The sequence below is a fragment of the Flagellimonas sp. genome (genome assembly GCF_965215805.1).
Taxonomy (GTDB): domain Bacteria; phylum Bacteroidota; class Bacteroidia; order Flavobacteriales; family Flavobacteriaceae; genus Flagellimonas.
In genome coordinates, this window is the sequence record NZ_OZ244124.1 from 2,514,490 (window position 1) to 2,528,984 (window position 14,495).

The 14,495-nt window shown below is 44.4% G+C and carries 7 protein-coding genes; 5 read left to right on the top strand and 2 right to left on the bottom strand.

The features are described 5' to 3' along the window. The first annotated feature begins 49 nt into the window (after positions 1–49). A complete protein-coding gene (locus ACOOE0_RS11140) occupies positions 50–361 on the top strand; it encodes a DUF3467 domain-containing protein (RefSeq protein ID WP_420398991.1) in 312 nt (103 codons plus the stop codon). A 53-nt stretch (positions 362–414) separates the two neighbouring features. On the opposite strand, the gene ACOOE0_RS11145 is transcribed toward ACOOE0_RS11140, so the two are convergent. Both ACOOE0_RS11145 and ACOOE0_RS11150 read right to left on the bottom strand, forming a co-directional pair. Further along, complete coding sequence (locus ACOOE0_RS11145) at positions 415–846, bottom strand: hypothetical protein (protein ID WP_420398992.1); 432 nt, start codon at positions 844–846, stop codon at positions 415–417. A gap of 100 nt (positions 847–946) precedes the next feature. After that, positions 947–2,539 carry a peptide chain release factor 3 gene (locus tag ACOOE0_RS11150; RefSeq protein WP_420398993.1) on the bottom strand — a complete coding sequence of 531 codons (1,593 nt, stop codon included), beginning with the start codon at positions 2,537–2,539 and terminating at the stop codon, positions 947–949. 399 nt (positions 2,540–2,938) lie between these two features. On the opposite strand from ACOOE0_RS11150, the gene ACOOE0_RS11155 reads away from it, so the two are divergent. The 4 genes from ACOOE0_RS11155 (at position 2,939) to ACOOE0_RS11170 (ending at position 14,237) form a co-directional block, all read left to right on the top strand. Further along, entirely contained in the window at positions 2,939–6,682 is a 3,744-nt protein-coding gene (locus ACOOE0_RS11155; RefSeq protein ID WP_420398994.1) for a gliding motility-associated C-terminal domain-containing protein, read from the top strand. A 14-nt stretch (positions 6,683–6,696) separates the two neighbouring features. After that, positions 6,697–7,647: a type IX secretion system membrane protein PorP/SprF gene (locus ACOOE0_RS11160; protein ID WP_420398995.1), complete on the top strand. Its 951-nt coding sequence runs from the start codon at positions 6,697–6,699 to the stop codon at positions 7,645–7,647. A 10-nt stretch (positions 7,648–7,657) separates the two neighbouring features. Continuing rightward, complete coding sequence (locus ACOOE0_RS11165; RefSeq protein ID WP_420398996.1) at positions 7,658–9,613, top strand: OmpA family protein; 1,956 nt, start codon at positions 7,658–7,660, stop codon at positions 9,611–9,613. Between the two features lie 148 nt (positions 9,614–9,761). After that, positions 9,762–14,237 (top strand): beta strand repeat-containing protein, encoded by a 4,476-nt coding sequence (locus ACOOE0_RS11170; RefSeq protein ID WP_420398997.1) that lies wholly within the window; start codon positions 9,762–9,764, stop codon positions 14,235–14,237. Positions 14,238–14,495 lie beyond the last annotated feature (258 nt).

The window sequence follows — 14,495 nt, forward strand, 5'->3', positions numbered from 1 at the left end:
TTGAGTGATAGAATTCAATTTCTAACGAAACTTAATCAAATAAATCATAATGGCTGAAAACGATAAAACCCAAAAGCAAATCAATATAGAACTGGACGAAAAAACGGCAGAAGGAATCTATTCCAATCTAGCCATTATTAATCATTCAGTTTCAGAATTTGTAGTGGACTTTATTAGCATGATGCCTGGAGCGCCCAAGGCAAAGGTGAAGAGCAGAATTGTATTGACTCCACAACATGCCAAAAAGTTCCTTAAGGCCTTAAATGACAATGTGGCAAGATTTGAAAAAGCCCATGGAACCATCAAGGACTACGAGCAACCTCCCATTCCGCTCAATTTTGGGCCTACCGGCGAAGCATAAAACAAAACCCTGACCTAAAAGTCAGGGTTTTATATTTTTTAATGCGGACCTTCTTAGCTAAGCCATCCTTTTTGTATGCCTTTTTTGGAAAACCAAATCTGCAAAATCCCAATGACTACCACAATTATGGGCATTGTGTAGGCTTCGGAACCAAATGCTTCTGGGGCATTTTGGATAAACAACCAATTGATAAATTGGGCCACGGCGGCTACCAAGGAAACTACAAATAAGGGTTTTGCCCATTTTTTTCTCAACAAAAGTCCAATAGCAGCAATTGTTCCGCCAAATACTGCAATGGCAAAAGCAGCTGTCGCCCAAGCAGGAAAGGCTTCAAATAATTCCCGTTGTGCCTGGGTCATGGCTTCCAACATTTCAACCTGGTTAAACTTGGTACTTAAATAACTATAAACACCGGAAAGGTTCCATAATACAAGAAGAACACTTCCCACCCAGAACCATACTGGTGGTTTGTTTGAATCAGACATAAGAAAAGTTTTTATTGGTTACAGCCAATAAAGTACAAAAATTCCATGAATTGAATCTTTGCAACTTCCTGATTATGCGTAATGTATGTGTAGAGTGTTCCTATTCCGTCACCTCCGAAGTAAAGCGTAGCTTAACCGATGGATACTTCTGTTGGGTCATTTGAAGCGAAAAAGCGGAGTCTGCAAGAAAAACGAGCTGCTCTCTTTTATCCGTAGCCAGAAATTTCTGTTTTACCCGTTTAAATTCCTTGAATTCCTCGTTATTTGGGTCTTCCGCCTCCACCCAGCAGGCTTTGTGAACTGGAAAGTTTTCATAGGTACATTTGGCCCCATATTCATGCTCCAAGCGGTATTGGATTACCTCGTATTGAAGCGCGCCTACTGTACCAATGACTTTTCTACCATTCATTTCCAGCGTGAACAATTGCGCAACACCTTCATCCATCAGTTGGTCTATCCCCTTATACAATTGTTTGGCTTTCATGGGGTCAGCATTGTTGATATACCTAAAATGCTCGGGTGAAAAACTCGGAATGCCCTTGTAGTTTAATTTTTCCCCATTGGTCAAGGTATCTCCAATCTTGAAATTTCCAGTATCATGCAAACCCACAATATCCCCTGGATAAGAGATATCTACGATTTCCTTTTTCTCAGCAAAAAAAGCGTTTGGGCTTGAGAATTTCAGCTTTTTATCTTGTCGTACATGGAGGTAAGGTTTGTTGCGTTCAAAGGTACCCGATACAATTTTGATAAAGGCCAGTCTATCCCGGTGCTTGGGATCCATATTGGCATGGATTTTAAAAACGAATCCTGAAAAGTCTTTTTCATCCGATTCCACAAGACGCTCTTCGGCCATTTTAGCTCTTGGCGGAGGTGCAATGTCCACAAAGCAATCCAGCAATTCCCTAACTCCAAAGTTGTTTAGTGCAGAACCAAAGAAAACAGGCTGTTGAGTGCCTTCCAGATAAGCCTTCATATCAAACTCAGGATAAACTCCCGATACAAGTTCTAGGTTATCCCTTAGTTCCTCAGCGGCGCTTTCTCCAATGATTTTTTCCAATTCAGGGCTTTCCATATCGGTAAACGCTATGGTTTCTTCAATATTCTGTTTGCTGTTGCCACTGAACAGGTTGATATTTTTCTCGTATATGTTATAGATTCCCTTAAAATCGTAGCCCATTCCAATCGGAAAACTCAATGGGGTAACGGAAAGTCCCAGTTTTTGTTCTACTTCATCCAAAAGGTCAAACGCATCTTTACCCTCACGATCCAATTTGTTGATGAAAACGATCATGGGAATGTTCCGCATGCGGCATACTTCCACCAATTTTTCCGTTTGCTCCTCGACCCCTTTGGCAACATCAATTACCACAATGACACTGTCCACAGCCGTTAAGGTTCTAAAAGTGTCCTCGGCAAAATCCTTGTGCCCAGGAGTATCCAGAATATTGATTTTTTTGTCCTTGTAGATAAAGGCCAATACAGATGTGGCCACGGAAATTCCCCTTTGACGCTCAATCTCCATAAAATCACTGGTGGCCGACTTTTTGATTTTGTTGTTTTTAACCGCTCCGGCTTCCTGAATGGCCCCACCGAACAGCAATAATTTCTCGGTCAAGGTTGTTTTACCCGCATCAGGGTGGGAGATAATTCCAAAAGTCCTTCGTCTGGCTATTTCCTTTTCAAAATCCATCTACAAAAATTTCGGCAAAAATAGGGGTTTTATGGCTTATAAATTCTATTTGGAGCCACTTAGACATTTGTTAAAAGAAAGAAGACAAAAATTGTTTAAAAATGCCATTTGATAGAAAAAAGTAAAGTAATTTTCCGTCGCAAAAAAAACTAGATTTTTACCTATCAATAATCCGTTCACAGAATCTGTTCGTATAAATATAAGTGGTAGGTAATGATGAGGAATTTGCCTTTTGTCGATAAAAATAGGTCTTGCACATCAAATGCATTAACTATGTGCGCAAAAGTTGGTTGTTGGGAAGCGAGAACCCAATAGTCAAAAATAGTAAAGAAAAGCCCCATTTTCTTACTAGTTCGAGAACACTAATGCCATGGTGATACGTTGACCAAAACTATCATTATGGAAAAAATTACTTTCTTAAATCTTAAGAAAAAGGTTTCATATAGTCTTTTTTCACTGGCATTCGTCGCATTTTGTTTGAGCTTTCAAAATGCTGCTCACGCTTCAACAATGGAGGCACCAATCTCGTTCTACACGGACACAGACGGAGACGGAGTTCCTGACAACAAGGATATAGATAATGACAACGACGGTATAATTAATTCGGTTGAAGACAAAAATGAGGACGGGGACGATAAGTACTGGACCAATCCTACCGATACCGATGGAGATGGGGTACCCGACTATTTGGATTTGGATTCTGATGATGATGGTATCATTGATAACATTGAGGCACAACCTTTGCCAGGGTATGTGGCCCCTTCTGGGGAAGATGTAGATGGAAATGGATTGGACGATGCCTACGAAGAAACTCCAGGTAGCTGTGGCGGATTGATTCCAGTTGATACCGATGGCGACCATATATGGGATTTCAAGGATATTGATTCCGACAATGACGGTATCCTGGACAATATAGAAGCGCAAAAAACCTCCGAATATATTCCGCCCTCAGGAAAAGATATGGACGGAAATGGCTTGGATGATGCCTATGGACTTAGTGCTTGTGGTTGTTTGGGACTTCAGCCAATTGATTCAGATGATGACCGTGTCAAAGACTTTAGGGATATAGATTCAGATGATGATGGAATTCCAGATAATGTCGAAGGTCAGACCACAGCAGGATACATTCCACCAACTGGGCAAGATGATGATTATGACGGGTTGGACAACGCCTATGAAGGAAGTGGTGATGAGGGAATTGACCCTGTAAATACAGATGGCGTTGACAATCTTGACTATCTGGACGATGATACGGACAACGATCTTGTACCGGACAACAACGAGGGGAACGACTTCAACTTTGACGGTGTTCCCGATCAGGCCTATACGGGCACGGACACGGACAACGACGGACTGGACGACGGTTACGAGGGCTCGGATGTGAACGATGGTTATGACGTGAACGACGAGATTGACGACCCTGCCAACGACCTGCCCGACACGGATGGGACGGATGATGTGAACTATCGTGACCTGGACGACGACGGGGACGGGATCGACACTCCTGATGAGGACCCGGACGGTGACGATGACCCCACCAATGACGATACGGACGATGACGGTACCCCCGATTACCTGGATCCGGACGGACCTGGGGACGACACCGATGATGACGGCGTACCGGATCTTGTTGACCTTGATGACGATAATGACGGTATCCTCGATACCACGGAGGACCACAACATAGATGGCGACGACGACCCGCTGACCAACCCCTTGGACAGCGATGGGGACGGAAGGCCGGACCACCTGGACATTGACAGTGACGATGACGGAATCCCGGACAATGTTGAGGCACAGCCCACGGCCACCTATATCCCGCCTAACGATGACGATGAGGCGACCTATGAGGCGAACCAAGGTGTGAACTCTGCCTATTTGGGCGGGCTTACGCCAGAGAACACGGATGACGACGAAATTCCGGACTATCTGGACGATGATACGGACAATGACCTGGTACCGGACAACAACGAGGGGAACGACTTCAACTTTGACGGAGTTCCCGATCAGGCCTACACGGGAACGGACACGGACAACGACGGACTGGACGACGGTTACGAGGGCTCGGATGTGAACGATGGTTATGACGTGAACGACGAGATTGACGATCCCGCCAACGACCTGCCCGACACGGATGGGACGGATGACGTGAACTACCGCGACCTGGACGACGACGGGGACGGAATCGACACCCCTGATGAGGACGCGGACGGTGACGACGATCCCACCAATGACGATACGGACGATGACGGTACCCCCGATTACCTGGATCCGGACGGACCTGGGGACGACACCGATGATGATGGCGTACCGGACCTTGTTGATCTTGATGACGATAATGACGGTATCCTCGATACCACGGAGGACCACAACATAGATGGCGACGACGATCCGCTGACCAACCCATTGGACAGCGATGGTGACGGAAGGCCCGACCACCTGGACATCGACAGTGACGATGACGGTATCCCTGACAATGTCGAGGCACAGCCCACGGCCACCTATATCCCACCGAACGACGACGACGAGGCGACCTATGAGGCGAACCAAGGTGTGAACTCTGCCTATTTGGGCGGGCTTACCCCTGAGAACACGGATGACGACGAAATTCCGGACTATCTGGACGACGACACGGACAACGACCTGGTACCGGACAACAACGAGGGGAACGACTTCAACTTTGACGGTGTTCCCGATCAGGCCTACACGGGCACGGACACGGACAACGACGGACTGGACGACGGTTACGAGGGGTCTGATGTCAATGATGGTTATGACGTGAACGACGAGATCGACGACCCGGCCAACGACCTGCCGGACACAGATGGGACGGATGACGTGAACTACCGCGACCTGGACGACGACGGGGACGGAATCGACACTCCTGACGAGGACGTGAACGGTGACGACGATCCCACCAATGACGATACGGACGATGACGGTACCCCCGATTATCTGGATCCTGATACTCCTAAGACCATTGATGCAGTAGATGACTCATTTGTTACGAATGGAGATGAAGGTGAGATTCCCAATAGCGATGTGCTTGCCAACGATACCTTGGACGGAGAACCTGTAACCTTGGAGGATGTCATTTTGATTTCCACACCAACAGATGTATTGACCATTTTGGAGGATGGAACCATCAGGGTAGAGCCAGGAACACCTGACGGTACCTACATCATTGAATATACCATTTGTGAGCTAGCTAATATGGATAACTGTGATACAGGAACCGTAACAGTAGTGGTAGGGACAAGTATGGGCAACGAAATTATCGCAATGGATGATTCTTATGGTGCTGATACTTCCGGAGGTGAGATTCCGAACAGTAACGTACTTGACAATGATACCCTGGATGGGATGCCTGTAACTTTGGAGAATGTTATTCTAAGTTCAACTCCTACTCAAGAACTAACCATTCTTGAGGATGGAAGTATTCTTGTAACTCCAGGAACAGAAGAAGGAACCTATACCATCGAATACACCATTTGTGAAATAGCGGATGTGGAAAACTGCGATTCGGGCACCGTGACCATAGAGGTAGACCCAGGAATGGCAAATGAGATTGTGGCCACTGATGATGCATATGGTTCAACAAGTGCTGGTGGGTTGATTGCTGGCAGTGATGTTCTTGGCAACGATACCGTAAATGGCGAATCTGCAACGATAATCAATGTGATTCTCACCTCGACTTCGACTGGTGATTTGACCATAAATCCGGACGGAAGTGTTACCGTTGCTCCAAATACGCCTGATGGCATCTATACCATTGAATATCAAATTTGTGAAGCGGACGACCCTGACAATTGTGACACAGCGGTGGTGACAGTATCCGTGGAAAATATTGAGGTGAACCAAATGCTGACGCCCAATGGGGATTTAAAAAATGACTTCCTGTTTATTAGAGGAGTAAGAAATATTAAGACCAGTACACTTCGCATCTTTAACAGATGGGGTGTGGCGGTTTACGAAGGAAAAGATTACGACAACATCAATAATGTATTTGACGGCAGATCACGCGGTAGGTCAACCCTAAGCGTGAACGATTATCTTCCGGCAGGGGTATATTTTTATATCTTTGACTATGAAACGGAAGAAGGAAGTTTTACCGACTCCGAATACATTTATATAAGTAGGTAACATATTGAAACAGAATGATTAAAAAGCACTTTTTAATTCCGTTTTTACTTATTGGAATCACAATTCAGAGTCTTGTTGCCCAACAAGATGCCCAGTATACCCAGTATATGTTCAATACGCTGACTGTGAACCCGGCTTATGCGGGTTCCCGGGGACAATTGAGCTTTGCCGGTTTGTATCGTTCCCAGTGGATAGGCCTTGATGGCGCACCTGAGACTTTTAGTCTCAACCTTCATTCCCCCATAAGAAATAGTAGATTGGGGTATGGGGTATCCATAGTCAATGATAATATTGGGGATGGGGTGGTTCAAGAGACCTATTTTGATGCTGTGCTGTCATACACCATAGATGTTGCCTTGGATGCCAAGCTTTCCTTCGGACTAAAGGCTGGGGGGAATATGTTGAGTTTGGATTTTAACGGGTTACGGAACTTTGATCAAGAGGTGGTGCAACAGGACAATATAGATAACCAGTTCAACCCAAATTTTGGATTGGGTATTTACTACCATACGGACAAGTTTTATTTTGGTGTGTCCGCTCCCAATATCTTGGAGACGGAGTATTTTGATAACAATGCGAACGATGCCAATTCCGTAAACTTCTTGTCCACGGAACGTATCAATTTCTATATGATTACAGGTTATGTTTTCGATTTGAATGCAGATTTGCAGTTCAAACCCGCTTTGTTGACCAAAGCTGTGGGAGGAGCTCCTTTGCAAGTGGATATATCGGCCAATTTCCTGTATGCGGATAAATTCTATTTTGGCGGGGCCTATAGATTGGATGCGGCTGTTAGTGCTTTAGCCGGGTTTCAAATCACGGATCAGATAATGCTCGGTCTGGCGTATGATCGGGAGACCACGGAACTGGGAGGAACCCAATTCAATGATGGGTCTTTTGAAGTGTTTTTACGACTGGAATTGTTGAAGGCATTCCAAAGAACGGTTTCACCTAGATTCTTTTAATACCTGAACTATGCAAAAAAGAATACTAATCCTTGTAATTGTTTTTCTAGGATATTCTAGCCCATTTTGGTCTCAGGAGGAGGTAAAGGTGAATGAAAAACAGGGAGCCAAAGCCCAGGCCAAGGCGGACGAACGCTATAACGAATATTCCTTTAGTCCGGCTATTGATATTTATAAAAAGGTATTGGATAAAGGATATGTATCCCAAGATTTGTTGAAACGCTTGGGAAATGCCTATTACTTTAATGCCAAATACGAAGAAGCGGCAAATGTTTACAAAAGGTTGGCCGAGGCCTATCCTGATGAAACAGAACCAGATTATTTCTTCAGGTATGCGCAAAGTTTAAAAACCCTTGGGGAATACGATGCGGCATCTGACATGATGTCCAAGTTCAAGCAAATGACCGCCCAAGGAGACTTCCCTTCAGATGAGGACTACTTGGCCAAGATTGAGAAGAATTCGGGCAGGTTCAGTGTAAAACCCTTTGCCTATAACAGCAAGTACTCTGACTTTGCAGCTGCATTCTACGAAAAGGGACTGATATTTTCTTCCGATAGGGATACTGGAAATTTGGCAAGGTACAGACATACGTGGAACTCCAAGGATTTCTTGGATTTATACAAGGTCAATGCAGATAGTGTTTCCAATGATCGTGTGGTCAAGGTTCCTGGAGATGTAAACACCAGACTCCACGAATCCACTTCTGTGGTTTCCAAAGATGGGACAATCATGTATTTTACACGGAACAACTTCTTGGATGGCAAAAAATACAAGGATGAGCAGGGTATCATCAGGCTTAAAATTTATAGTGCAGAATTGGTGGATGGCGAATGGACCAACATCCTTGAATTGCCCTTCAACAGCGATTCGTATTCCGTGGCCCACCCAGTCCTGAGTCCGGATGGGAAGAAACTTTACTTTGTTTCTGATATGCCAGGTTCCGTGGGAGAGTCCGATATATTTTATACGGAAATCATTGGCGATGGAACCTATGGGCCTATCATCAATCTTGGCAAAAACATTAACACCAGGGCTCGGGAAACCTTTCCTTATATAACCCAGGAAGGGATATTATATTTTTCTTCGGATGGGCACCCTGGCTTGGGAGGTTTGGACGTTTTTGCGACCAAAATCACTTTTGGAAACTTCAACGAACCTGTGGTAAATGTGGGAAAACCAGTAAATGGGAATCAAGATGATTTTGCCTTTATCCTGGATAATGAGACCAAGATTGGCTACTTCTCATCCAATCGGGAAGGCGGTATGGGTGAAGACGATATTTACGAATTTACAGAGAACGAACCCTTGGTCTTGGATTGTATCCAAGAAGTGACAGGAACGGTAAGGGATAGGATTTCCAATGAGGTTTTGGCAGGAGCAACGGTTATGATCATAGACGAGGAAAACAAGGAGGTATCATCTACCTTGACAGATTCACAAGGCAACTATGTGCTAAGCTTGGATTGTTCCAAAGGTAATTTTGTACGGGCTTCAAGGGATGGATATGTTCCGGCCGAGGAATACCTCAACAAGTCCTACGGCAAACCAAGAATTGTGGACTTTTATCTGGAACGTGATGTGGTCACGGGAGGATTCGGTGATGATTTGGCCAAATTACTGCAGCTGAGTACCATTTACTTTGATTTGAACAAGTACAATATTCGTCCAGATGCCGAAATTGAGATTCAAAAAGTCATCGTGGCCATGGAGAAATATCCCAGCTTGAAAATCAAGGTAAATTCCCATACGGATAGTAGGGGTAATGATGCCTATAACCTATGGCTGTCCCAGAAGAGGGCGGAATCCACCGTAAATTATATGATTTCCAAAGGAATAGCCGCAGAAAGACTACAGGGAGAGGGCTTTGGAGAAAAACGATTGGTAAACAACTGTAGCAATGGGGTTCGCTGTTCAAGCGACGAGCATCAGTTGAACCGAAGATCGGAATTTATCATATTCGAATAGCGTAATATTTTTACGTATTATATAAAAAGGAACCTCAAATTCAGGTTCCTTTTTTTGTGTTTATAGCTCAAATCGGTTATTCCTCACCCCACATTTATACCTGTTCACTTTATCGATAAGCCCTTTCACAACAATTATTTAGAGGCGCATGGAACTACGGTTACATTTGGAAAAAGTATATTCCACTAACTATATGCTTACCAAAATAAAACCTCTAAAAAGAACAATTGCACTATGCAATGTGCTATTTGTTTTTGCCTGTTTCTCCATGATGGGGCAGGATACCTATCGCGATAATTTTAGTTCCACCTCATATTCCAATAACGACGGTACCCAGAATTTTGCGACCAGTTGGGACGAAACCAATGATGATGACAGTCCAAGTTCGGGGCGTATAGAAATTGTTGGGAATGAGCTGGAATTCAATAATATAGACAGTAGGACCATTTTCAGGGATTTGGATCTTTCAGGAGCATCCAGTGCAACCTTGGATTTGGATTATGATGCAACCTCCAGGGGCAACGAGTCCCTTTTGGTACAACTTTGGAACGACAATACCTCGTCCTACCAGACGGTGGCAACAATAAATAGCACCAATACAGGTTCGGTTTCCCATAATTTAACGGCCGATCAGATATCGGCCAATTCATCCATTCGGTTTGTAGGTGGAGATTCCAATTGGGGAGGTAGTGAGACCATTTACATAGACAACGTGCTATTTACAGCAACCTTTAACCCCACGGTCACGGTCAACGACATAACTTTTGATGAAGGCGCGGGCAATGCGGTTTTTACCGTAACACATACAGGCGCCAACGCATCAGGGGCATTTACCGTTAATTTTCAAACCGTAAATGGTACAGCAACTTCGGGTAGTGATTACACCTTTACCAGTGGAACACTTAACTTTAATGGAACTTCCGGTGATACGGACACAATTACTGTGCCCATTACGGATGACGGCACTCTGGAAAGCACCGAGACTTTTACCATTCAATTTACAGCCTCTTCCGATGGTTCCGTGGACTTTTCAGATACGGCAATAGGTAATATAACAGATAACGACGGCCTGATTATCACAGATGGGGTAACTGATAACTCATGTAACGGAACTTTCCTGGATACAGGAGGTCAATCTGCAACATACTCCAATAATGAAGACATTACGTATACCATTTGCCCGGATACTGGAGGAAGTTTTGTCCGAATCAACTTCACTAGTTTCGATGTGGAGAACGGATATGACTTTCTTTATGTTTATGAAGGTACCACAACAGGGGGGACCCTAATTGGCCAGTATCACAATGGAAATACCCCTCCTAGTACCATCACCTCAAGTGATGGCTCAGGTTGTTTGACCTTTCGGTTTACCTCGGATTTTAGTGTGACCAACAATGGATGGGAAGCCACCGTTTCTTGTTATACTCCTGGCCCAACAATGGACATTACGGATGTCAGTGTTGATGAGGATGCAGGCAATGCTGTATTTACGGTGACACATACGGGTTTAAGTGCTTCAGGGGCATTTACGGTCAGCTTTCAAACTGTGGATGGAACTGCCTTGGCTGGCAGCGATTACACAAGCACCACGGGTACCTTGAATTTTAATGGTACTGTTGGTGATACAGAAATCATTACCGTTCCCATTACGGATGATTCCGTGATAGAATCGGATGAAACATTTACCATTCAATTTACCAGTTCCTCAGATGGTACAGTAGATATTACAGATACTGCAACAGGTACAATCAATTCTCAGATTTCTTCAGATGCTCCGTTGGTGCTATATGAGGAGTTCCATGGGAATGTGGATTACGTAGTCACTGGAAATACCCTGAGAACGGCAAACAATGGTACGGACCCTTGTGCAGTGACCAATTCCAGTTCAGGTACCTTGATTGCGCCAATCCCAGGTACGGCAACCATTAGAAAAGCTTATTTGTACTGGGCACATTCCAGTTCTACTATGGATGCGAATGTTACCTTTGAAGGACAATCCATTACGGCAGATTTGGCGTACAATGCCTATTCTGCAACCTATTGGAGTTATTTGAGCGATGTTACATCCATTGTTACAGGCTTGGCGGACCCCTCTACAAACACATACGACTTTGCCGATTTAACCATTGATACCACAAGTAGTTGTGGAAGTCAGGGTGTTTTGGGAGGTTGGGCTTTGATGATCTTTTATGACGACCCTACGCTGCCGGCATCCAGTATCAACCTGTATCAAGGTTTTCAACGACTTAGAAATGCAAGCGATTCGTTTACATTAGATTCGTTTTATGCCATTGCAGGTTCAGGTGCCAAAGCCACTTTCTTGTCTTGGGAAGGGGACGATACACTCTCTGGCGCCTCGGAAACACTTTCTATTACCAATCAAGCGACCACAACCTTTACTTTGAGTGGAGATGGTGGACAAACTGGAAACAACGCATACAACGGCACTATTTATGATGATACACAGGCGCCTGTGTATAATGACGCCACTACCTACGGTGTTGATTTGGACACCTATGGGATCTCGTCATACATATCACCTGGGGATTCCCAGGTAACAGCCAATGTTTCTGTGGCTTCGGATGCGGTATTTTTTAATGCGGTTTTGATTCGGGTACAGTCCAACTTGGTGAACGGAACCGTCTTTGAGGATGTCAACTACCCTGGAGGTTCAGGTAGGGACATGGCAACCGCTTCAGGAGCAGGGGTAAACAATGCTACCCTAGAAATCTATGACTCATCAAATGTTTATATTGAAAGTACTACTACAGATAGTAATGGAGATTACACTTTTGGAGGAATGGCAGACGGGGACTATACCATCCGCGTTGTAAACTCTACTGTAAGATCTTCAAGAGGAGGCGGAATAGGCTGTACTTCATGTATTCCAGTCCAAACCTATAGAAATTACAATACCTCGGGTTCCTTTGTGGACGTGACAGGCGAAGTTGGTGGTGCCGACCCTTCTGCTGAAGATGTTGGGACCGGAACCCTTACAGGAGCTCAAACCACCTCCGCGGTAACCATTAACAGCGGTGGTATTGTGGGATTGGACTTTGGCTTCAACTTTAACACCATTGTTAATACCAACGAGGATGGACAAGGTTCCTTGGAACAATTTATTGTAAACTCCAATAATTTGGATGAAACAGGATTGGATATTGGGGCTAACGCCATTTTCAATCCAGCAGCTGGAGATGACACCTCTATTTTTATGATTCCCCCAAGCTCGGATGCCTTGGGTAGAACCGCCGATTCCAATTATTCCAGTGGCTTCTTTGATATCACCATTAGCAATGGTAATCCTTTGACCGCGATTACTGGGGACAACACTAGTATAGATGGTCGTACCCAAACAGCTTATTCAGGGGATACCAATTCAGGAACAGTAGGCTCTGGAGGTAGCACCGTGGGAACTTCAGCCATTAGCTTACCAACATATTCCAGACCTGAGATTCAGGTTTATAGAAATCAAGGAGATGTTTTTGATGCTCAGGCCAATGCTACTATTAGGAACTTGGCTGTATATGCGAACAATAATGCTGGAATCCAGATAAATAGTGGAACAGTGAACATTACATCCAACCTTTTGGGGGTCAATGCCCAAGGTTCAAACGGTGGCAATATAGATTATGGTATAGAGATATTGGGAGGAAGTCTAACAATAGATGGCAATTATATAGCTACCAATACGGATACTGGAATACGACTAAATGGAGGTACAAGCAGTCTGATTCAGAACAATCATATAACTTCCAATGGAGATCAGGCCTGTGATGGCAATATTGAGATACTCGGAGGTACTGGAATTACCATTCAACAAAACCTCATAGAAAACGCGGCAGCATCAGGTATAGATGGCTCAGCAAGCTCTGGAGCTTTGATCATAACGGAAAATGCAATTACCGCCTCGGGTCAAGATGGTGGTAACTGCTCTGGAAATGTGGAAAACATGGGTGTGTTGGTCGCAGGGGACAACTCGCAACTAACTAATAATCAAATTTATAGCAATGGTGGTGCTGGAATAGTGGTAATTGGCGGTACAGGTAATCTAATCAGTCAAAACTCCATTTATGCCAATGGAACTTCCTCTGCAGCTCTAGGTATTGATTTGGATGCCGCTGCGGGAGACGGGGATGGAGTTACCCTAAACGATAATGGAGATGTAGATAGCGGACCCAACAATTTGTTGAATTTCCCGGTTATTGAATCTGCATATCTTTCAGGTTCTAATCTCGTGGTCAAGGGTTGGTCACGACCTGGAACAACTTTAGAGTTTTTCTTGACCGATATTAGTGAAGGAACCGCGACAAGTGGGGATAATCAATTGGGCCTATCCATAGACTACGGGGAAGGTCAAACATACCTCGGTAGTGCTGATGAAGGTGGTGGTTCCGATACGGATGGCAGTGTTTCAGCCTATTCGGATGCCGATGGAAATATAGATAATACCAATGCATTTGAGTTCTCGATTCCATTGACCGTGATACCTTCTGGTGGGGATTTGATTACCGCAACAGCTACCTTGAGTAACTCTACTTCTGAGTTCTCACCCATGTCCGTTTTAAACATTCCTACGGTAATAACCAATCGCGGAATTACGTATCGGGTCAATAGGGATTAGACCTTTTTTTACATCCAATTCTTACAACTATTTCATCCAATTTAAGGGCCTGAAAATCAATTTTGCTATGCGCTTTAGCCTTTTACTGCGTTGGTTTAATCGACCAACTACCTTGAATTTTTCACCTCAAAATAAAAAGGTAACCTCAGAATTTAAACCCTATACCGTCGGATTTCAGGCGTACACAACAAATATTTTCCCCCCCTAGAGGTAAGGGTAATTTTGTAAAGTGTAGAAATACTATGCAAAAAGAACAAC